The sequence below is a fragment of the Nonomuraea sp. B1E8 genome (genome assembly GCF_039871515.1).
In the GTDB taxonomy this organism is placed as follows: Bacteria; Actinomycetota; Actinomycetes; order Streptosporangiales; family Streptosporangiaceae; genus Nonomuraea.
On sequence record NZ_JBDPLS010000001.1, the window covers coordinates 693,062 to 713,969 of the forward strand.

Genomic DNA, 20,908 nt, shown 5'->3' on the forward strand with positions numbered 1-20,908 from the left:
AGCACCGTATGCATCCTTGCAAGGTCCTGTCCGTGCCCCTGGTCGCGTTACTCGTCGCGACCTTGACCGGCAGCCCGCCCGCCACAGCCGACACCCCCGCCATCAAGATCGAGGGCAACGCCACGCAGCCGATCTTCTCCAGGGCGGACGCCATCGCGCAGACCGTGTACGTCGAGGTCGAGGGGACCGACAGCGACAACGACGGCAAGCCGGACCGCGTCGCCGTGGACATCCTGCGGCCCAAGGAGACCGACGCGGGCCTCAAAGTCCCCGTGATCATGGAGGCCAGCCCCTACTACGCCGGCGGCAACGACGTCTCCAACCACCCCGTGGACGTCGACGAGAACGGCAACCCGCTGCCTGGCCTGCGCGCCGACGCGGCCAAGACGGTGCCCCAGCCCTTCGACGGCTACTACGACAACTACTTCGTCCCCCGCGGCTACGCCATCGCGCTGGTGGAGAACCTCGGCAGCGGACGCGCCACCGGCTGCCCGACCTCCGGAGACCGCAACGAGACGGCCGGGCCCAAGGCCGCGATCGACTGGCTGAACGGCCGCGCCAAGGGTTTCGACGCCGACGGCGAGCCCGTCGAGGCCACCTGGTCCACGGGCAAGGTCGGCATGATCGGCGTCTCGTACAACGGCACACTGCCGAACGCGGTCGCCGCGACCGGGGTCAAAGGGCTGGAGACGATCGTCCCGATCGCCGCGATCTCCAGCTGGTACGACTACTACCGTGCCAACGGCGGCGTCCTGGCGCCGGGCGGATTCCAGGGCGAGGACCTGGACGTGCTCGCGAAATACGTACTGACCAGGGAGAACGGCCAGGAGGTCTGCGGCGCGCTGATGGACCGGCTCACCGCCGAGCAGGACCGGGTCACCGGCGACTACAGCCCGCTCTGGGACGCCCGCAACTACATGAACGACGTCGGCAAGGTCAGGGCGAGCGTCTTCCTGGTGCACGGGCTCAACGACTGGAACGTCAAGACCAAGCAGTTCGCGCAGTGGTGGTACGCCCTGGCCAGGCGGGACGTGCCGCGCAAGATCTGGCTGCACCAGGGCACCCACATGAGCCCCTTCAACCTGCGTACCGCCGAGTGGCTGCGGCAGCTGCACGGCTGGTTCGACCACTGGCTGCACGGCGTCGACTCCGGCATCATGCGCGAGCCGCAGGCGGACGTGGAGAGCGCGGCCGGCCAGTGGGCCCAGCACGCCTCGTGGCCGCTGCCGGGGACGGCCACGGTGCCGCTCTGGCTGGGCTCGGGCGCGAAGCTGAGCCTGCTGCCGCGCCCGCTGTCACACCAGGAGTCGTTCACCGACCAGAAGTCCAGGACGGCCGAGCAGCTCGTGGAGGCCACGGGGTCCGATCCGAACCGGCTGGCGTACACGACCGGCACGCTCCCCACCGACGTGCGCATCTCAGGCACGCCCACGGTCTCGGTGCGGGCCTCGCTGAAGGACGGCGCGTCGCCGTACCTGACGGCGTTGCTGGTGGACTACGGCACGGACGAGCGCCCGAACGGCACCCTCGTCTCGACCGGCCAGAGCTACTGCTACGGCGAGAGCGTCCCCGACGACTCGGGCTGCACGACGCTGAGGAGGCTCGGCACGGCCGTGACCCCCTACAAGATCGTCACCCGGGGCTGGCTGGACGTGCGCAACCGGCACCGCCCGGACCGGACCGAGCCGCTGCGGCCCGGCAAGGAATATGGCTTCACCTGGGACTTCCAGCCGACCGACTACGTGTTCAAGAAGGGGCACCGGCTGGGCCTGGTGATCATCTCGACCGACGTCGACTACACCCTGCGCTATCCGCCGGGCACCAGGATCACGGTCGCGCCGGGGCGCTCGTCCCTGCGGCTGCCCGTGGTGTGGGGCCGGCTGATGTGATGGGGAGGCCCGCCGCGCGCGCGGCGGGCCGTCACGCCAGGGCGGAGGTGATCGAGTCGAGCGGGCCGACCTCCCACAGCGCGGTCAGCGCGGTGGTGGCCATCACCCGCACGCCCGTCGAGATCGCCTTCTCGTCGACGTCAAAGGTGCCCTGGTGGATGTCGTAGGTGTAGCCGTCGGGCGAGCGCGTGCCGAGGCGGGCGAACGCGCCGGGGATCGACTCGAGATACCAGGCGAAGTCCTCGCCGCCGAGCGACTGCTGCGTCGGGACGACCGCGCCCGCGCCGAGCGCGCGCTCGGCGGCCTCGCCCAGCATCTCGACGCTGACCTCGTCGTTGACCACCGGCGGCACGCCGCGCGTGTAGTCCATCGTGGCCTCGACGCCGTAGGCGCCGGCCACCGACTCCAGCAACGACTTGATCAGGTCGGGGGCGGCGTGCCAGGCGTTCTCGTCGAGGCAGCGGACCGTGCCCTCGGCGACGCCGTCGTCGGGGATCGCGTTGGCGGCCGAGCCGGCCTCGACCTTGCCCCAGACCAGGCTGAGGGACGAGCGCGGGTCGACGCGGCGCGACAGCGCGGCGGGCAGTTCGGTGAGGATCTTGGCCAGCGCGAAGACGAGGTCGGCGGTCAGGTGGGGGCGGGCGGTGTGGCCGCCGGGGCCCGAGACCCTGATGGCCAGCTTGTCGCAGGCGGAGGTGATCGGGCCGTTCCTGAGCCCGAGCTGGCCGACGTCGACGCGCGGGTCGCAGTGGAGGCCGAAGATGCGGTCGACGCCGCTGATGCCGCCGTGGGCCATGACCTCGAGCGCGCCGCCCGGCAGTTCCTCGGCGGGCTGGAAGATCAGGCGTACGCGGCCGGGCAGCAGGCCGGCGGCGGCCTGCTGGGCGAGGAAGAGCGAGGTGCCGAGCAGGATCGTCGTGTGCACGTCGTGGCCGCAGGCGTGGCAGACCCCGGCCACGGTCGAGTGGTAGGAGACGTCCTTCTCGTCCTGCAGCGGCAGCGCGTCGATGTCGGCGCGCAGCGCGATGGTCGGGCCGTCACCGCTGCCCACGTCGCAGATCAGGCCGGTGCCGCGGGGCAGCACCGAAGGGGCCAGGCCGACGGCCGTGAGCCGTTCGGCGATGCGCTGCGTCGTGCGGTATTCGGCGAAGGCCAGCTCAGGGTGCATGTGGAGGTCGCGGCGGAACGCCACGAGATCCTGCTCGCTCTCCGCCAGGAACGCGTCGAGTTCCCCCCGAAGCTCACGTCCCCGCATATGTCACCGTCCCGTCCCAGTGCCGCACTGCCCCGAACGTCTCGGGCAACGCGGCTGATGCGCTGTGAAAACTCGTCCATCCCCGCGGGGCGCCCGGATCGGGCGGCCGCTCGGCGAAGCAAAAACACACCCACGGGTGTCAGGTGCGCGAGATCGTCAGCACGGGCTTGCGTTCGTCAGTCGCGAGTGCCGCCGCGGCCCGGGAGCACAGCGGTCGGCCGTGAGCCCGATGGCGATGCTTCGACTTTATCGTCCCCGCGCGGCTTCCCGGCGACAGATACACCAAAAGTTAGCCGATGGCATGCCCGTAACCTGGGGTGGGTCACGGTGCGTCAGGGGTTGCGTGATCCCGAAATAGTCACAAGGGATCAGTAGATGGTGACCCGTTGTCGCCAGTTCCAAACGTGGTCAGCGATTCCGAATCGTGTCACCTTCCGTCATGGTCATCACACTTCGACGATGGCTGTCTCTGAGAAGAATGCGTGCTTCACTCGCTATATGATCACTAATATCCCGTTCGGGGAGAAGTATGCTGGGTTGAGCATCTTCGAGCCGGTTGAGGGGACCCTGGTGGTCGTGCCCTCGCTCTCGCTTCCGCAGGACGAGCTCCGCCGCATCACGGGAGTCAGGTCGTACGAGGAGCGCCTGCTCTTCCTGCTGCTCACGCTGCGGGAGCCCGGGGTGAGGGTGATCTATCTCTCCTCCGCCCCCATCGATCCCGACATCATCGACTATTACTTCGGTTTCCTCCCCGACCCTGACGACGCCGCCAAGCGCCTCACGCTGATCACCCTCGACGACCCCTGGTCTCAGCCGTTGACCAGGAGCCTGCTCTCCCGCCCCGACGTGATGGAGCAACTGCGATCGGCGATCGACGGTGACGCCTGGCTGGTGCCGTTCGTCCTGAGCGAGCTGGAGGAGGAGCTCGCCTCGTCACTCAACGTGCCCCTCTACGGTCCGGCCACGTCCCTTTCCTATTACGGCTCCAAGAGCGGCGCCCGCGAGGTGGGACATGAGGCGGGCGTGCCGATGCCGCGTGGCTTCGGCGATCTGCGCACCGAGGCCGAGATCGAGGAGGCGATGGAGGGGGTGCCGGGCGAGCGGGTGATCGTCAAGCTGAACGACGGTTACTCCGGGCTCGGCAACGTGATCGTCGACAAGTCCGACAGGTCGCTGACCCGCTTCTCCGCGGCGGGAGAGACCTGGGCCAGCTACACCGCCAAGGTCCATGAACGCGGCGCGGTGGTCGAGGAGTACATCGAGCACCGGCCGCTCTACTACCCGAGCGCGCTGGCCTGCATCACGCCGGGCGGGGACGCGCGCGTGCTGGCCACGCACGACCAGATCCTCGGCGGCGACAGCGGCCAGGTCTACCAGGGCTGCACGTTCCCGGCGGCGGAGGAGTACCGCTCCGAGGTGGGCGCGTCGGCCGGCGGGATCGCCCGCGCCCTGGCCGAGCGGGGCGTGGTGGGCGTGTTCGGGATGGACTTCTTCGCGCTCAAGGCCGACGCCGGGTACGCGGCGCTGCTGTGCGAGATCAACCTGCGGATCGGCGGCACCACGCATCCGTTCGGCGCCGCCATGCTGACGACCGGGGCCACGTACGATCCGGCCACCGGTCTCCTCATGTCCGGAAATCAGCCGAAGTTCTACACCGCGACCGACAATTGCGCTTCGGAATGCCTGCGCGGGCGCACCCCCGGCGAGATCGTCAGGACCGCCGAGCGGCTCGGGGTCGGATTCGACCCCGAGCGGCGTACCGGCAACGTCTTCCACCTGCTCGGCGCCGTGCCCGAGCACGGCAAGCTGGGCTTCACCTCGATCGGGAACTCACGGGAGGAGGCCGACGAGCTGCACGCACTCACCCGGCGTCTCTACTGCGGCCCGTGACCGAGGGGGCACCGGAGCCCGTGCCGGCACCCGAGCCGGCGCGCAGGCCGCGCCAGCCGATGACCGCCAGGATGACGGCGAGCACGACGTTCACCACGACGAGGATGCCGTGCACCACGTAGAAGCTGGTGGGATGGCCGTCGGCCAAGTTAAACCCCAGGTTCACCCACTCGAAGATCATGAATACGCCGAGGATGATGAGGAATCCGGCGAGCTTTCGTGACATGCCCATCTCTCTAGTATCGAAGGTGGATCTCCAGGGGATGTGTCGCCACATGGGCATTCACACGGAGCTACGCTGAGACGGCCATGTGGACGAAAATCGTGCCAATTGCGGCATTCATCGCCTCAGTCTCGCTCACCGGCGGGACCGCCTACGCCGCCCCGACCACGCCGGTCGGCGGCGAGGCGCTGGGCCGCCGTGGCCTGGTGTCGCCCGACGGCGTCAAGAAACCCCCCAAGAGCAAGGCTACGTCGTACGTCATCGCGGACGTCACCACGGGGAACGTGCTCGCGGCGAAGGACGCCCACGGGCGGTACCTGCCGGCCAGCACGCTCAAGGCGCTGACCGCGCTCACGCTCATCCCCAAACTCGACAAGAACCGCGAGATCCGGCCGAGCCGCAACGCCTGCAACCAGGAGGGCAGCGCGGTCGGCCTGTCCGTCAAGGCGAAGTACAAGGTCGAGGACCTGTTCAAGGGTCTCATGATGTCGTCGGGCAACGACGCCGCCATGGCCCTGGCCGAGACGAACGGCGGCCTGGACAAGACCATGCGTGACATGAACGCCGAGGCCAAGCGGCTGCAGGCGAACGACACGGTGGCCAAGACGCCCAGCGGCCTGGACAAGCCGGGGCAGAGCAGCTCGGCCTACGACCTGGCGCTGATCGCCCGCGCGGGACTGGCCAACCCCGACTTCAAGCGCTACATCAGCACGAAGACCGCGAACTTCCCCGCACCCAAGGGCAAGCACTACCAGATCAGCAACCACAACAAGCTGCTCTGGCGTTACAAGGGCATGATCGGCGTCAAGAACGGCTGGACCTCGAAGGCCAGGGCCAGCTTCGTCGGCGCGGCCACCCGTGGCGGCCACACGATCGTGGTGAGCATCATGCGGCACGAGGGCTTCTTCTGGGACGAGGTGGCCAAGCTGCTCGACTGGGGTTTCTCGGTACGCGGCAAGGCGACACCGGTCGGGAAGCTCGTCGACCCGCTGCCCGACCCGCGGGCCGCCGCGCCCACGCCGCAGGCCTCCACGTCCGTCACGCCCGCCGCCCAGCCGGCGCTGCTGGACAGGGCCGCCTCCGAGCAGACCGGCTCCACCAGGACCGTGGGGGCGCTCGTGATCGGCGGCGGGCTGCTGTTCGGCCTGGTCTGGCTCGCGTACGGGATCCGCCGCAAGCGCGGTAGGTCACGGCTCTGAAGACGTCCCCGACGCGGGCACCGGCGACGGGGCCGGCGGCGGGCTGAACCCCGCCGTCGACGTCCACGCGGCGACGAACAGCACGAGCCTGGCCGAGATGTTGATCCAGATCAGCAGGCCGACGATGACCGCGAACGCGCCGTAGACGGGGTTGCTCAGCGTGTGCCCGAGCAGCAGGGTCGCCGCCTGCTTGAGCACCCCGAACCCGAGAGCGCCGAGCAGCGCGCCCTGGGCGATCGCCCGGAACGGCAGCCCGGCCTTGGCCACCCACCCGAGCAGGATCAGGAACAGCAGCCAGTCGGCGCCCACGCTCGCCACCACTCCGGCGATCCTGAGCCCGAGCGTCACCAGCATGGACGAGTCGCCGAAGAGCGCGTGCAGCACCTTGTCCGTGGCCGTGGTGGCGAACCCGGCCACCAGCACGGACAGGATCATCGTCGCCCCGACGATGACGAGCGAGGCGAGGTCGCGCAGCTTGCCGGCGACGAAGCCCAGCGGCGGCGCGGTCGTCATCGACATCTCGCGCAACGCCTCGCGCAGCGCGTCGAGCGCGCCGAACCCGGCGTAGAGGAGACCGAGCAGGCCGATGATCCCGGCGGTCTCCCTGGCCTGGGCGATGCCCTCGAGGTTCAGCTGGGAGGCGAGACCGGGCAGCCGCTCGGTGATCGCCCGCTGCAGCGCGTCGCGGGTGGCGTCGCTGGTCGCCACCGCGAACCCGAGCACCGCGTACGCCAGCGAGAGGAGCGGGAAGAAGGACAGGAACGCGAAGTAGGTGACCGCGCCGGCCAGCCGGTCACCCGACTGGAGCCGGTAACGCTGCACCGTCCTGATGAGGTGGTCGATCGACGGCCGGCGGACCCGCCAGTCGTCCACCGCGCGCCGGCCCCAGGCCTTCACCGGCTCGATCCGCTCCGCCAGGCTCACCATCCCCCTCTCATTCCCCGGCCGATCAGCCTTGCACGACCGTGCCACCATCACCTCCCCTGAGCAGGGCGGAATCCAGTACAGGCGATCTTCGTGGGCCCTAGCCTGTGCAGTTAGGACCGACCCAGGAGGCGCCACACCCATGGCCGAAATCAGCACCGGGCAGATGGTCAGGCTCCAGCGCGAACGAAGAGGCATGAGCACCACCGCGCTGGCGACCCAGTCCGGCTGCACCGCCAGGCACATCGAGCTGATCGAACACGGCAAACGCACCCCGTCACTCCCCCTCCTGCGGGAGATCGCCAAGGTGCTCGGCGTACGCACCACGGTCCTTTTAGGAGAGACGCCGCGCGACTCCCACGAGCCCAGCCGCCCGCAGGTCCGCGACATCGAACGTGCCCTGTTCACCTGCCGCACGCTGACCCCCGACCTCGAGCCGCCCGACGCCGAGCAGCTCGCCGAACGCGTGGCGGCGGCCCGCAACGCCTGGTTCACCTCGGCCCGCCGCTACTCGATCCTGATGGCGGCTCTGCCCTCGCTCATCTCCGACGCCGAGAACCTCGCGCTCGAACGCACCCCGGCCTCCCACAGCGTCGCGACCGACGCGTACCTGCTGGCCAGAGGCGTGCTCAAACATCTGGGCCGGGTGGACCTCGCCCACCTCGCCGCCGACCGGGCCATGCGCTTCGCCGAGGAGTCGGCCGATCCGCTGATGAGAGCGTGGGCGTACTGGAGCCTGGGACAGTCGATGTTGTCCGACGACATGCACCAGATCGCGTACGACGTCGCCCGGCGGGGCCTCGAAGTGCTCGAACCCCACGTCGCCGACGGAGACGAGCGCCACAGGAAGGCGCTCGGCGCGTTGCACCTGCTCGCCGCCGTCGGCGCCGCCCGCTCGGGCGACGACGACGAGGCCAGGGAACGGCTGCGCGGTCCCGCCACACAGCTCGCGGAGCGGGTGCACGAGCACTCGGACGGCTACGACCTGGCCTTCTTCGGGCCCACCAACGTCGCCATCCACATGGCCAGCATCGAGAACGACGCCGGCCGCCCCGACGCCGTGCTGCGCATCGCCGACGACATCGACCTGCGCCGCACGCCGTCCATCGAGCGGCGCACCACCCACCTCGGCCACGTGGCCCGCGCCTGCGAGGACCTCGGCGACGACGCCGCCAGCCTGCTCCACCTGCTGCGCCTGGAACGGGAGAGCCCCGAGGAGCTCGACCACAAGCCGCTGCTGAGAGAGATGGTCCGGGCCCTGGCACGGCGGGCGCGGCCCTCGTGGGCGCCGGAGGTCCGCTTCCTGGCCGAGCGGCACGGAATCCTGATCTGAGGAACGAACTCTGAGTTCGGTCCATGCGAACTGGGAGATCCTTCGCCTCAGTTCGTCACCGTGCGGCGTCCTGATGCCACTCTGCGTTCATGACCACAGCGCCGAGTGCCGATATCGTTATGGAAAGACTGCTTCAGGAGGCGACGCGCGAGTTTCCCGGCTGGGATTTCGACCGCGGCCCCTCCGGCTGGACGGCCGTCCGCGGCGAGACCCGCTTCACCCGGCCGAGCCTGGCCGCCCTGCGGGCGCTGCTGCGGGTGCACCGGGTCGTGCGGCGCGGCTGACCTCGCGCGGCCTCCCCTGGGGGAGGCAGGCATCCTGCGCGACGACGTCTGAGCGCCCGTCGCACCCGCGGCGGCCGCTACGTCGTGGGCAGGAAGCCGACCCGGTCGCGGACCTGGGCCATCGTCTCCCTGGCCACCGCCGACGCGCGCTCGGCGCCGATGGCGAGCATCCGGTCGAGCTCCTTCTCGTCGGACAGCAGCTTCTCCGTGCGCTCCCTGATCGGCGCGAACGCCTCCACGACCGCCTCGGCCACGTCCTTCTTGAACGTGCCGTAGCCCTGCCCCTCGTAGCGGGCCACCAGGTCGGGGATGGACGTTCCGGTCAGCGCCGACTGGATGCGCAGCAGGTTGCTGATGCCCGGTTTGCTCTCCTCGTCGAACAGCACCTCGGAGCCGGTGTCGGTCACCGCGCGCATGACCTTCTTGCGCAGCGGGCCCGGCTGCTCCAGGACGTCGAGGATGCCGGCCGGGCTGGAGGACGACTTGGACATCTTCGCCGTCGGGTCCTGCAGGTCGGTGATCTTCTCGACCTCCTTCAGGATGTACGGCTCCGGCAGCCTGAACGTCACGCCGTACCGGTGGTTGAAGCGCCCGCCGAGGTCGCGGGTGAGCTCGAGATGTTGCTTCTGGTCGGCGCCCACCGGCACGCGGTCGGCCTGGTAGAGCAGGATGTCGGCCGCCTGCAGGATCGGGTAGGTGAACAGGCCGACGCTCGCGGCGCTCTCCCCGAACTTGGCGGACTTGTCCTTGAACTGGGTCATCCTGGCCGCCTCGCCCATCCCGGTGAGGCAGTTGAGGATCCAGGCGAGCTCGCTGTGCTCGCGCACGTGCGACTGCACGAAGACGGTCGACCGCTCGGGATCGAGGCCGGCGGCGAAGAGCTGCGCGGCGGCCACGCGGCTGCGGCGGCGCAGCGCGTCGGGCTCGGTCGGCACAGTGATCGCGTGGAGATCGACCACGCAGTAGAACGCGTCGTGGGTCTCCTGCAAGGTGACCCACTGGCGGACCGCACCCAGGTAGTTGCCCAGGTGGAAGGAGTCCGCTGTGGGCTGGATGCCGGAGAGTACACGAGGTCTGGCCATAGCAGGCAATTGTGTCAGGAATCCTGGTCGGGCGGCGACTCGACGACCGGACGGCGTTTCACGCGTACCCTGGCGATACGGCGGCCGTCGAGCTCGGTGACGCTCATCTCGAAGCCCAGCACCTCCACCTTCTCCCCGACGACGGGCACGTGCCCCAGCATGGCCATGACAAACCCGGCCAGCGTCTCGTAGGGGCCGTCCGGCAGCCGGATGCCGGTCTCGGTGGCGAAGTCGTTGAGGTTCGTCAGGCCGTCGATCTCGATCTCGCCCGCGGGCAGGACCACGACGTCCTCCTCCACGTCGTACTCGTCCCTGATGTCGCCGATCAGCTCCTCGACCAGGTCCTCCAGGGTGACGATGCCCGCCGTGCCGCCGTACTCGTCCACCACGATGGCCAGGTGCTGGCCCTCCGCGCGCATCTCGTTGAGCGTGGTGAGCAGCCGCTTGGACGCGGGCACGAACTTGGCCGCCCTGATCGGCACGACCGCGCTGATCGGCTCGCTCCGCCCGGCCAGCTCGGGGTCGAGCAGGTCACGCACGTGCACGAACCCGACCACCTCGTCGTACGACTCGCGGTAGACGGGGAAGCGCGAGTGCGGGAGCGTGGCGGCCAGGCGGGCGGCGTCGTCCAGCGGCGTGTCCGCCTCCATGAACTCCACCTCCGTACGCGGCAGCATCACCTCCCTGAGCTGCCGCTTGCCCGCGGCGAACACCTCCGCGATCAGCTTGCGCTCGTCGGCGGTCAGGTCGGTGTGGCCGACCACCATCTCGCGCAGCTCCTCGGTGGTGACCTCCTCCCTGTCGGCCTTGGGATTGCCTCCGAGCAGCCGGACCACGACGTCGGTGGACTTGGACAGCGCCCAGATGATCGGGCGCGACAGGGCGGCGAGCCGGTCGAGGAACGGCGCCACGTACAACGACAGGCCCTCGGCCCGCTGCAGCGCCAGCCGCTTGGGGGCCAGCTCCCCCAGCACGAGCGACACGTACGAGATGGCCAGCGTCACCAGCACGAGCGACATGACGGGGGCGACGGCCTCGGGCACCCGCCACCCTTCGAGCACGGGCACGAGCTGGGCGGCCAGCCGGTCGGCGCCGAACGCGGCCGACAACATGGTGGCCACCGTGACGCCGATCTGCACGGCGGACAGGAAACGGTTGGGATCGCGGGCGAGCTTGGCCACACGCTCGCCCCTACGACCCCGCTGTGAGATCTGGCGTACCTGACTGTCCCTCAGGGACACCATCGCTATCTCGGCGGCGGCGAAGAAGCCGCCGATCAGAATGAACAGCAGAACCAGGGCGATGTTGGCCGCGACGGTGTCAAACATGGTGGTTGGCAGCGTACTCGGCCGCTTTCCCGCGTATGCTGAACGGCAAGCCGTACAAAATCAAACATATTTGAACAGGAGTGAACATGAGGCTGCTGGTCACGGGTGGTGCCGGATACGTCGGCAGCGTCGTCGCGGCGCAACTCGTCGAGGCGGGCCACGAGGTGACCGTACTCGACGACCTGTCGACCGGGCACGAGGACGCGGTGCCGGAGGGCGCCCGATTCGTCCGGGCGGACATCGCCCGCGCGCACGACGCGCTCGACGGCGCCGACGCGGTGCTGCACTTCGCGGCCAAGTCGCTGGTCGGCGAGTCGGTGGCCAAGCCCGGACTCTACTGGGGCAACAACCTCGGCGGCACGCTGGCCCTGCTCGACGCCATGCGGGACAAGGGCGTGGACAGGATCGTGTTCTCCTCGACCGCGGCCACGTACGGCGAGCCCGAGCGCTCCCCGATCCAGGAGAGCGACCCGACCCGCCCGACCAACCCCTACGGCGCCTCCAAGCTGGCCGTCGACACCGCGCTGACCGCGTTCGCGCAGGTGCGCGGCCTGGGCGCGGTGAGCCTGCGCTACTTCAACGTGGCCGGCGCCCACGGCCGCTACCGCGAGCGGCACACGGTCGAGACCCACCTCATCCCCAACGTCCTGAAGGTCGCGACCGGCGAGCGCGACTCCGTGAGCGTGTTCGGCTCCGACTACCCGACGCCCGACGGCACCTGCGTGCGCGACTACATCCACGTGTCCGACCTGGCCAGGGCGCACCTGCTGGCGCTCGGCGCGATCACGCCGGGCGAGCACAAGATCTACAACCTGGGCAGCGGCACCGGCTTCAGCGTCCAGGAGGTGATCTCGGTCTGCCGCGAGGTCACCGGCCACGAGATCCCCGTCGTCGTCGGCGACCGCCGGCCCGGCGACCCGGCCGTGCTGGTCGCCTCGTCCGCGAAGGTCCAGCGCGAGTTGGGCTGGAAGGCCGAGCGGGCGGCGTTGGGCGACATCGTCTCCGATGCCTGGAGAGCGCTTTCGCCAAACACCTGATATGGAGGCGCGATATGTGCTGAGATACCGAAACGTGAGGAGCTTTTCACCAAGGGTCACGAAGCTGCTCTACGGTGCCCTCGTCGTGGCGGGCAGCCTGATGGCCGCCGCCGGCGTGTTGTTCGCGACGTCGCAGCCGGCGCCCGCCCTGCAGCCCACGCCGGCGATCCTGCCCGTGCCGTCGATCCAGTCCGTGCCCGCCGCACCCGCCGTACCCACCGCGGCCTGCCCGTAGCCGGGCGGGCCCCCATGAACGCGAACGCGCCCCCGTGACGACGAGGGCGCGCGTTTCGCGTTCGGGCGGTGCCTACCGCTCAGATGAGGCCCAGCGACGTCACCGCGTCGCGCTCCTCCTCCAGCTCGCGCACGCTGGCGTCGATGCGCTCGCGGGAGAACGCGTCGATCTCGAGACCCTGGATGATCTCGAACGCGCCGCCGGCCGCGCGCACGGGGAACGACGAGATGAGCCCCTCGGGCACGCCGTAGGAGCCGTCGGAGACCACGGCCGCCGACGTCCATTCGCTGCCGTTGACCCAGTCGTAGACGTGGTCGATCGCGGCGTTGGCCGCCGAGGCGGCCGAGGAGGCGCCGCGCGCCTCGATGATCGCGGCGCCGCGCTTGGCCACCGTCGGGATGAACGTGTCACGCAGCCAGTCGCCGTCGACCTGCTCGGCCGCGACCTTGCCGCCCACCTCGGCGTGGAACAGGTCAGGGTATTGGGTGGCGGAGTGGTTGCCCCAGATCGTCATCTTCTTGATCTCGGTGACCGGCACCTGGAGCTTGGCGGCCAGCTGCGACAGCGCGCGGTTGTGGTCGAGCCTGGTCATCGCCGTGAAGCGGTCGGCGGGCACGTCGGGCGCGTTGCGCTGGGCGATGAGCGCGTTGGTGTTGGCCGGGTTGCCCACGACCAGGACCCTGACGTCGTCGGCGGCGTGGTCGTTGATCGCCTTGCCCTGAGGGCCGAAGATGCCGCCGTTGGCGCCGAGCAGGTCACCGCGCTCCATGCCGGCCTTCCGCGGCATGGCGCCGACCAGCAGGGCGACGTTGGCGCCCGCGAACGCGACGTTGGGATCGTCGGTGATCTCGATGCCGGACAGCAGCGGGAACGCGCAGTCGTCGAGCTCCATCGCGGTGCCCTCGGCCGCCTTCACCGCCGCCGGGATCTCCAGCAGGCTCAGCCTGACCGGGACGTCGGCGCCGAGCAGCTGCCCCGACGCGATGCGGAACAGCAGCGCGTAGCCGATCTGGCCGGCTGCTCCGGTGACGGTCACCTTGACGGGCGCAGTGGCTGACGACGCCATGGCCTTCCCCTAACTCGCAGGACGATTCGTTGACCTTCGGGATGTTACCCGCACGTCATCAACAGGTTTCCATCGCGGGTACCTTCAGCTCCATTTCGAAATCGACCCTACCGAACCTGCTGGTCAGGAGCCGCTTGACGACACCCCTGGCGTAGAGGTCGGCGATGACGGCCTTGACCGCCTTACAGGTCTTCACGTCGCCGTTCCTGATGCCGACCGCGTAACGCTCGTTGTTGAGCTTGGCGCCGAGGATCTTGTAGCGCATGCTCTCGCGCTGCGCGAATCCGGCCAGGATCACGTCCTCCCCCGGCACCGCGGCGACCTTGCCGCTTCTGAGCAGGTCCATGCAGGCGGCGTAGTCGCTGGCCGGCACCGGCTCGACCGCCACCTTGTCCTGCACTTCACCGAGGGACGAGCTGCTCGGGGCGCAGACCTTCTCGCCCTTGAGGTCGGCGATCGTGTCGTGGTCGCTGTCCGCGCGCACCAGCAGGTCGCGGTGCGCCAGGTAATAGGGGCCGGCGAACTGTGTCCTGCCCTTGTCGATGGAGTACGCGGCCACGACGAGGTCGACCTGGCCCTTCTCCAGCGCGTCGGCCCTGTCACCCCTGCTGACCTGGACGAACTTCGTCTCCTTCGCGCCGAGCTCCGCGGCGAGCTCTCTGGCGATGTCGACGTCGAAGCCGTCGAAACCGTCGCCGTTGCGCAGGCCGACGCCGGGCAGGTCGCCCCGCACGCCGATCACGATCCGCCCGGTGCCGGCCACCTTGTCCACCACGCTCGGGCCGGAGGGGTCGACCGTCTGCTCCACCGTGCCGCCGAAGGGCAATGACAGCCAGCCGTTCATCGTCACCGCCACCGCGGCGGCCGCGACGAGGACGAGCGCGGCGGCAGCCGCGACCCCTGCCTTCACCCACCGGCGCCGGCCGTGAGAGGCGAGCTTCTCCGCAGGGTACGGCGTCCCGCCGCCCTCAGACGGCTCCGTCTCGCCCGGGGGCGGCCCGGACTCGCCGGGAGGCGCCGTCTCCTGCCCAGCCCCGCTCTGAGGCCCCGTCGCGGCGTGCCCTGTCCCCGTGCCGGTCCCCGTGCCTGTGCCTGTGCCGGTCCCCGCGCCCGTTTCCGTCCCCGTCGCGGCGTGTTTCACCGCGGGCCAGGCCGTGCCGGCGTGCTGGCCGGAACCGGTCTGATGGCCCGTGCCGTGGGACGGCCCGTGGGTCGGTACGGCGGAGGCCCGCCGGCTGGGGTGGTCGGTGATCGACCCCGCCGACACCCGGATGAACGGCGTCGTGTCGTCGCCCGCCAGCTGCACGCCCTTGGTGAGCACGGCCGTGGACGCCCCAGCCGTGGACGACTGCCCGAGCAGCCGCAGCAGGATCTGGTCGGCCGAGGGCCGCTCGGCCGGCGACTTGGCCAGCGCCGAGCTCACCACGCTGCGCAGCGGCTCCGGCATCATGTCGACGTCGACCTCGTGGTTGAGGATCCGGTTGAGCACCACCGCGATCGACTTGCCCTCGAAGACGGTCTCTCCCGTCGCCGCGAAGGCGATGGTCGCCCCCCACGAGAACACGTCGGTGTAGGGGCCGATGTCATCGCCCGCGATCTGCTCGGGCGCCATGTAGGCGGGCGTGCCGATGGCCCGGCTGGTGATCGTGCCGGTGGAGTCGATGATGCGGGCGATGCCGAAGTCGACCACGCGCGGCCCGTCGGCGGCGATCAGCACGTTGTCGGGCTTGAAGTCGCGGTGGATGATCGAGGCGTGGTGGATGGCGGTGAGCGCGGTGGCGGTGCCGATGGCGAGGCGGTCGAGCGCCGTGCCGGTGAGCGGCCCGTCGGTCTCGACGAGGTCCCGCAGCGCCTTGCCCTCGATGTACTCGCTGGCGATGTACGGGGTGTCACCGTCGAGGTCGGCCTCGATCACCCTGGCGGTGCAGAACGACGCCACCCGCTGCGCGGCCTTCAGCTCCCTGGCGAACCGCGACCGGGCGATGGTGTCGCCGCTGAACTTCACGTGCAGCAGCTTGATGGCCGCACGCTCGCCCTCGTCGTTGACGCCGAGGTAGACGATGCCCTGACCGCCTTCTCCGACCCGTCCGGACAGCCGGAACGACCCCAGGTGGTCGGGATCGCCGGCCACCAACGGTGCGATTCGCGGCATTCGTCATCCCCACGTGTGCTTGACCCCAACGACGCAAACTTTACGACGCCCAGCCACTTCCCAGGGATTTGTTAAGCCTTCGAGACCTTGGGGGGTTCGCCGGCGTGGCCATGGGCACGGTCGAATGTGCAGCAGACGATCACCAGGAGCCGCTGATCATGGACCGTCCCTACGACATCGTACTTTTCGGTGCGAGCGGGTTCACCGGCGCCCTCACCGCCGCCTATCTCGCCCGCGCCGCCGGCCCCGGCACGCGGTGGGCGCTGGCCGGACGCGACCGGGCCAAGCTGGAGCGTCTCGGGCTCGACGTACCCATCCTGCTCGCCGACGCCACGGACGCCGGCTCGCTGGCCGAGCTGGCCCGCCAGACGCGCGTCCTGGCCACCACGGTAGGCCCCTACATCATGTACGGCGAGCCGCTCGTCGCCGCGTGCGCCGACGCCGGCACCCACTACCTCGACCTCACGGGCGAGCCGGAGTTCGTGGACCGGGTCTACGTCCGCCACCACGACCGGGCCGTCAGCAGCGGAGCCAAGATCGTGCACGCCTGCGGCTTCGACTCGATCGTTTTCGACCTCGGCACCCTCTACACCGTCTCCCAGCTGCCCAAGGACGTCCCGCTGACGGTCAGCGCCTTCCTGCGGGCCAACGCGCGCTTCTCCGGCGGCACGCTGACCAGCGCGATGTCCATCGTCGGGCGGGCCAGGCAGGCGGCCGAGGCCGGCGCCCGTCGCCGCTCCGCCGAGGACGGGCCCCTCGGCCGCAGGGTGAGCGGCAGGGCGGGCGGCCTGCGTTACGTGGGCGGCTGGGCGCTCCCGATGCCCACCGTCGACCCGCGCATCGTCGGCCGCTCGGCCCGCCTCCTCGACCGCTACGGCCCCGACTTCGCCTACCGCCAGCACCTCGCCGTCAAGACCCTCCCGGCCGCGCTGGCGGTCGTGGCGGGCGCGGGGGTGTTCGCGATGCTCTCCCAGGTCCCCGCCGTACGCGGCTGGCTCCAGAGCCGCGTGAAACCCGGCGAGGGCCCGTCGCCCGAGCAGCGCGCGAAGAGCTGGTTCAAGGTCACGTTCCTGGGCGAGGGCGGCGGCGAGCGGGTCGTCACGGAGGTCGCGGGCGGCGACCCCGGCTACGACGAGACCGCCAAGATGCTCGCCGAGTCGGCGCTCTGCCTGGCCTTCGACGACGTGCCCGACCTCGCGGGCCAGCTCACGACCGCCTCGGCCATGGGCCGGCCGCTCATCGACCGGCTGCGGGCGGCCGGCATCGCCTTCACCACGCGATCGGGGTGACGCCGCGCCGGCCGGCCCCGGCCCTCAGTACGGCAGGCTCGACGTGAGGAACGACTTCCGCAGGTACGGCGCCTTGTACTTCGGGTACGCGACCGTCCGCGGGTCCCCGTCCGAGGTGTAGCGCATGTCCGGGTTGTTCTTGAGCCAGTCGAGCCACGCGTGCGAGCAGAACTGCTTGCAGTCGCCCTTCTTCTCCATGACCTTGATCCGCGGGATGCCGGTGGGGTCGAACGACTTGCTGAACGGGGCCTGGGCGGGCGTGTAGCCGGCCAGGAACGCCCCCTGGTGCTTGAAGTGCTTGCCCCGCATGGCCCATTGCTTCTTGCGCGGCTGGTTGCCGTACGGCAGGGAGATCGTGGCCGGCTTGACCGAGGACAACGTGCCGACCTGCTTGGCGATCGAGCCGATCTGCTCCTCGACCTTCTCGTGCGTGAGCCCGCGCAGGTTGAGGTGGTCGCGGGTGTGGTTGCCGATCTCGAAATTGTGGTTCTTCAGCCAGAGCAGCATCTGCGCCTGCTCCTCGGGGGTGCTCTTGCCGAACATGTCGCGGGTCACGTAGAAGGTGGCGACCGGGCGGAAGCCCGGGTTCTTGGCGGCCACGTCGAGCAGGATCTCGACGGCGGTGTCCTTCTGCGGCACGCCCATCTGGTTCAGGGTGAGCTGCGAGGGTGAGGAGTCGTCGAAGGTCAGGACCACGGGATGTTTGCCGGCCGGAATGTCGATCTTGCCGGACACCATCTCGGCGGCCGTGATCGGCACGTACCCCTCCTTGACCAGCCGCTCCAGGTCCGCGCGGAACTGCTGCGGCGTCCGGTCGTCCGTCGAGGTCGGCTTGGGGATGACCCGGTGGAACATCAGCACCGGGATCTGCCCCAGCTCGTTCGCCTTCACGGCGGCCGCGGCCTTGGCCTTGGCCGCCTTGCCGACCTTGACCTTGGTGGCGGCGTCGGCCTTGTTGTCCGCCAGCTTGGCGGTGTCGGGCGGCGAGTCACAACCGGACACCATCGCGACCGCGGCGATCAGTCCCAGCCCGCCCAGAATTCCCAGTCGCATCCGAACCCCCCAAGACACGTACGACCGTTACGGTAGGTAGCGGAATGTGTACCTACAGGGAGGTCCATACCCAGGTGATCAATTACGCCACGCGCCCGCCACCGTCAAGAAATGGTCTGGAACTCCCGGGGAGACGTGGAACAGCCCCTGCCTGCGGCGTGGCTGCGGGCAGGGGTCGTCGTGCGCGCCACGGGCGGGCTTCAGCCCAGGATGCGCGGGTCGACGGCCTCGGCCATGACCCGATATCCGGCATCCCCGGGGTGCAGTTTGTCGCCGCTGTCGTAGACCGGGTTGATCTGGTCCGGGTCCGCCGGATCGGCCATGATCTTGTCGAAGTCGACGACCGCGTCGTAGGCGCCGGAGGTGCGGATCCAGGTGTTGAGAGCGTCGCGGACACGTTCGCCGCGGGCCGTGAAATACTGCGAGCCCTTGTACGGCAGGAGCGTCGCCCCGACCACCTTGATGCCCTTGGCGTGGGCACGTTTGATCAGCGCCCGGTGCCCCTCGATGAGCTGGGCGGCGCTCACCCGCGTCCGCGGAACGGCTGTCGCCTCGCCGGCCCAGTCGCTGAAGCCGATGTCGTTGATGCCTTCGAGCACGAAGAGCGTGCCCACGTCCGGCTTGGACAGCACGTCCCGCCGGAGCCGGTCCAACGCCCGCTCGCCGTACCACGCCGAATCGGTGAGCACGCGGTTGCCTCCGATGCCCTGGTTCAGCACCGGCCGCTTCAGGTGCTCGGCCAGCTCGTCGGAGAAACGGTTGTTCGCATCGGTGGTGGAGCCGAAGCCATCCGTGATCGAGTCGCCCAGGGTCACGACCGCGTCCCTGGCCGGCGGGCCACCGTCGACCTCCACGTCGGTCAGGTAATACCAGGAGACGGTCGTGTCCATGAACGCCGCACCGTCACGGTCGGCCCGGTGGTCGCCGTCCGCCCGGTAGGTGGTGGCGTAGCCCTGCGCGTGGAAGGTCGCCGGGCCGGTCCGTCCGGACAGGTAGAGCGTGACGGCGACCGACTCGAAGGGCTTGACCCGCAGGCGGGCCGCGTCCGTGGCGACGCGCCGGCCAGCCGCGATCGTGGTCGACGGCTCGCCGCCGAACGTGAGCGGCCGGACGTCCTTCACGTCCGCGCCCTTCACCGTCCTGGCGATCGTGGCCCCGGCCACCTTCAGTGGCGCTTTGCCGTACTCGTTGGACAGCCGGACGCGTACCGCGGCGCCGCCCGCGCTCACCCGGACGACCTGGCGGATCGTCTCACCGTCGAACCCGTGCTCCGACCAGTTCGGCGCGAAGCCCGTGCTCGGCGCCTGGGGCGAGGCCGACCAGGCTCCCGACCATTCGGGCGCGCGGTCGGCGTGGGCGGTTCCGGTGGAGAGCACGACGGCCAGGGCGGCCGCGAACAGGCCGAGTCGCCTGGCTGGGACGTTCATTTCGCTTCCTTGAGCAGGGTTTCCATCGGAGGGTTGAGGCGGGCGAAGCCCTCCTGGCGGCGGTAGGGGAAGTAGGGGTAGGGCGCGGTCCTGGTGCTCGCCTGGTCGAGCCTGGCGACCTGGCCGGCGGAGAGATCCCAGCCGACCGCGCCGAGGTTCTGGCGGAGTTGTTCCTCGTTGCGGGCGCCGATGATGACCGAGGAGACGGTCGGGCGCTGCAGCAGCCAGTTGAGCGCGACCTGCGGCACGGACTTACCGGTCTCCTCGGCGATCTCCTCCAGCGCGTCCACCACAGTGTAGAGGTGCTCGTCGTCGACCGGCGGGCCGAAGGAGGCGGTCTGGTGCAGCCGGCTGTGCTCGGGCAGCGGCTGTCCGCGCCGGATCCTGCCGGTGAGGCGGCCCCAGCCGAGCGGGCTCCACACCAGGGCGCCGACACCCTGGTCGTGGCCGAGGGGCATCAGTTCCCACTCGTAGTCGCGGCCGATGAGCGAGTAGTAGACCTGGTTGGCCACGTAGCGCGGGTAACCGTACTCGTCCGCCACCGCCAGCGACTTCATCAGCTGCCAGCCGGAGAAGTTGGACACGCCCACATAGCGCAGCTTCCCGGCCCTGACCAGGTCGTCCAGGGTGGACAGCACCTCCTCGACGGGGGTGTACGCATCGAAGGCGTGCAACTGGAACAGGTCGATGTGGCCGGCGCCCAGGCGGCGCAGCGCGTCGTCGACCACCTTGATGAGGCGCGGCCGTGAGGTGCCCGCGTCGCCGGGGCCGTCCCCCATCGGCAGGCCCGCCTTCGTCGAGATGAGCACGCGCTCGCGGCGGCCCTTGATCGCCTGCCCCAGCACCTCTTCGGACGCGCCGTCGGAGTAGACGTCGGCGGTGTCGAACATGGTGACGCCGGCGTCGAGGCAGATGTCCACCAGCCGCCTGGCCTCGGTCACATCGGTGGTGCCCCACGCGCCGAACAGCGGGCCCTTGCCCGCGAAGGTGCCTGTTCCGAAACTCAACGCCGGAACCTTCAGTCCGGACGCTCCCAGCTGTCGATACTCCATGCGCACCCCATCCTTAACGGGTCTCCAGTTCTGTTAGCACCGTAGCACACTAACGGGACCCGAGTTCCATTAGATCGAGGCATGGACCAAGGAAAGGGCGGCCACACGCATATGCCGTGGAGCGCGGCGGCCAAGGGAGCGAGCTCAGGGAGCCGCCCGGGCGGGCCCGTCGAGGTGAGCGAACCTGCCG

Annotated in this window: 18 protein-coding genes; 8 read left to right on the plus strand and 10 right to left on the minus strand. The window is 69.9% G+C overall.

Going from position 1 to position 20,908, the window contains the following annotated elements; translation table 11 throughout:
• Window positions 1-8: 8 nt before the first annotated feature.
• Window positions 9-1,889: a Xaa-Pro dipeptidyl-peptidase gene (locus ABGA98_RS03120; RefSeq protein ID WP_347616631.1), complete on the plus strand. Its 1,881-nt coding sequence runs from the start codon at window positions 9-11 to the stop codon at window positions 1,887-1,889.
• Between the two features lie 31 nt (window positions 1,890-1,920).
• Here ABGA98_RS03120 and ABGA98_RS03125 read toward each other — a convergent pair whose 3' ends face one another.
• Entirely contained in the window at window positions 1,921-3,144 is a 1,224-nt protein-coding gene (locus ABGA98_RS03125; protein ID WP_347616632.1) for a M20 family metallopeptidase, read from the minus strand.
• Between the two features lie 537 nt (window positions 3,145-3,681).
• Here ABGA98_RS03125 and ABGA98_RS03130 point away from each other — a divergent pair.
• Window positions 3,682-5,034, plus strand: coding sequence for a peptide ligase PGM1-related protein (locus ABGA98_RS03130; RefSeq protein WP_347616633.1), 1,353 nt, complete (start codon window positions 3,682-3,684; stop codon window positions 5,032-5,034).
• On the opposite strand, the gene ABGA98_RS03135 is transcribed toward ABGA98_RS03130, so the two are convergent.
• Entirely contained in the window at window positions 5,006-5,260 is a 255-nt protein-coding gene (locus ABGA98_RS03135; protein WP_347616634.1) for a hypothetical protein, read from the minus strand. The genes ABGA98_RS03130 and ABGA98_RS03135 overlap by 29 nt on opposite strands.
• A 98-nt stretch (window positions 5,261-5,358) precedes the next feature.
• Here ABGA98_RS03135 and ABGA98_RS03140 point away from each other — a divergent pair, with 98 nt between their 5' ends.
• Window positions 5,359-6,456, plus strand: coding sequence for a D-alanyl-D-alanine carboxypeptidase (locus tag ABGA98_RS03140; RefSeq protein WP_347616635.1), 1,098 nt, complete (start codon window positions 5,359-5,361; stop codon window positions 6,454-6,456).
• On the opposite strand, the gene ABGA98_RS03145 is transcribed toward ABGA98_RS03140, so the two are convergent.
• Entirely contained in the window at window positions 6,445-7,383 is a 939-nt protein-coding gene (locus tag ABGA98_RS03145; protein WP_347616636.1) for a YihY/virulence factor BrkB family protein, read from the minus strand. The genes ABGA98_RS03140 and ABGA98_RS03145 overlap by 12 nt on opposite strands.
• Window positions 7,384-7,522: 139 nt before the next feature.
• Here ABGA98_RS03145 and ABGA98_RS03150 point away from each other — a divergent pair, with 139 nt between their 5' ends.
• Together ABGA98_RS03150 and ABGA98_RS03155 are read left to right on the plus strand one after the other, a co-directional pair.
• Complete coding sequence (locus tag ABGA98_RS03150) at window positions 7,523-8,713, plus strand: helix-turn-helix transcriptional regulator (protein ID WP_347616637.1); 1,191 nt, start codon at window positions 7,523-7,525, stop codon at window positions 8,711-8,713.
• A 119-nt stretch (window positions 8,714-8,832) separates the two neighbouring features.
• Window positions 8,833-8,997 (plus strand): hypothetical protein, encoded by a 165-nt coding sequence (locus tag ABGA98_RS03155; protein WP_347616638.1) that lies wholly within the window; start codon window positions 8,833-8,835, stop codon window positions 8,995-8,997.
• Between the two features lie 77 nt (window positions 8,998-9,074).
• Here ABGA98_RS03155 and trpS read toward each other — a convergent pair whose 3' ends face one another.
• Window positions 9,075-10,079 carry a tryptophan--tRNA ligase gene (gene trpS, locus ABGA98_RS03160; protein ID WP_347616639.1) on the minus strand — a complete coding sequence of 335 codons (1,005 nt, stop codon included), beginning with the start codon at window positions 10,077-10,079 and terminating at the stop codon, window positions 9,075-9,077.
• Window positions 10,080-10,093: 14 nt separating this feature from the next.
• A complete protein-coding gene (locus ABGA98_RS03165; RefSeq protein WP_347616640.1) occupies window positions 10,094-11,407 on the minus strand; it encodes a hemolysin family protein in 1,314 nt (437 codons plus the stop codon).
• Window positions 11,408-11,493: 86 nt separating this feature from the next.
• Between ABGA98_RS03165 and galE the strand changes: the two genes are divergently transcribed.
• Together galE and ABGA98_RS03175 are read left to right on the plus strand one after the other, a co-directional pair.
• The gene (gene galE, locus ABGA98_RS03170; RefSeq protein ID WP_347616641.1) at window positions 11,494-12,444 is read left to right on the plus strand and encodes a UDP-glucose 4-epimerase GalE; all 951 of its coding nucleotides are present in this window, start codon (window positions 11,494-11,496) and stop codon (window positions 12,442-12,444) included.
• Between the two features lie 34 nt (window positions 12,445-12,478).
• Window positions 12,479-12,679, plus strand: coding sequence for a hypothetical protein (locus tag ABGA98_RS03175; protein WP_347616642.1), 201 nt, complete (start codon window positions 12,479-12,481; stop codon window positions 12,677-12,679).
• 79 nt (window positions 12,680-12,758) lie between these two features.
• On the opposite strand, the gene ABGA98_RS03180 is transcribed toward ABGA98_RS03175, so the two are convergent.
• Window positions 12,759-13,745, minus strand: a complete 987-nt coding sequence (locus tag ABGA98_RS03180; protein ID WP_347616643.1) for a malate dehydrogenase — start codon at window positions 13,743-13,745, stop codon at window positions 12,759-12,761.
• Window positions 13,746-13,803: 58 nt separating this feature from the next.
• Window positions 13,804-15,897 (minus strand): serine/threonine-protein kinase, encoded by a 2,094-nt coding sequence (locus ABGA98_RS03185; RefSeq protein ID WP_347616644.1) that lies wholly within the window; start codon window positions 15,895-15,897, stop codon window positions 13,804-13,806.
• A 158-nt stretch (window positions 15,898-16,055) separates the two neighbouring features.
• Between ABGA98_RS03185 and ABGA98_RS03190 the strand changes: the two genes are divergently transcribed.
• Window positions 16,056-17,186 (plus strand): saccharopine dehydrogenase NADP-binding domain-containing protein, encoded by a 1,131-nt coding sequence (locus ABGA98_RS03190; protein ID WP_347616645.1) that lies wholly within the window; start codon window positions 16,056-16,058, stop codon window positions 17,184-17,186.
• Window positions 17,187-17,210: 24 nt separating this feature from the next.
• Here ABGA98_RS03190 and ABGA98_RS03195 read toward each other — a convergent pair whose 3' ends face one another.
• The 3 genes from ABGA98_RS03195 to ABGA98_RS03205 form a co-directional block, all read right to left on the minus strand.
• Window positions 17,211-18,239: a polysaccharide deacetylase family protein gene (locus tag ABGA98_RS03195; RefSeq protein WP_347616646.1), complete on the minus strand. Its 1,029-nt coding sequence runs from the start codon at window positions 18,237-18,239 to the stop codon at window positions 17,211-17,213.
• Window positions 18,240-18,439: 200 nt separating this feature from the next.
• The gene (locus tag ABGA98_RS03200) at window positions 18,440-19,666 is read right to left on the minus strand and encodes an SGNH/GDSL hydrolase family protein (RefSeq protein WP_347616647.1); all 1,227 of its coding nucleotides are present in this window, start codon (window positions 19,664-19,666) and stop codon (window positions 18,440-18,442) included.
• A complete protein-coding gene (locus ABGA98_RS03205) occupies window positions 19,663-20,673 on the minus strand; it encodes an aldo/keto reductase (RefSeq protein WP_347616648.1) in 1,011 nt (336 codons plus the stop codon). Before ABGA98_RS03205 ends, ABGA98_RS03200 begins: the two co-directional genes overlap by 4 nt.
• Window positions 20,674-20,908 lie beyond the last annotated feature (235 nt).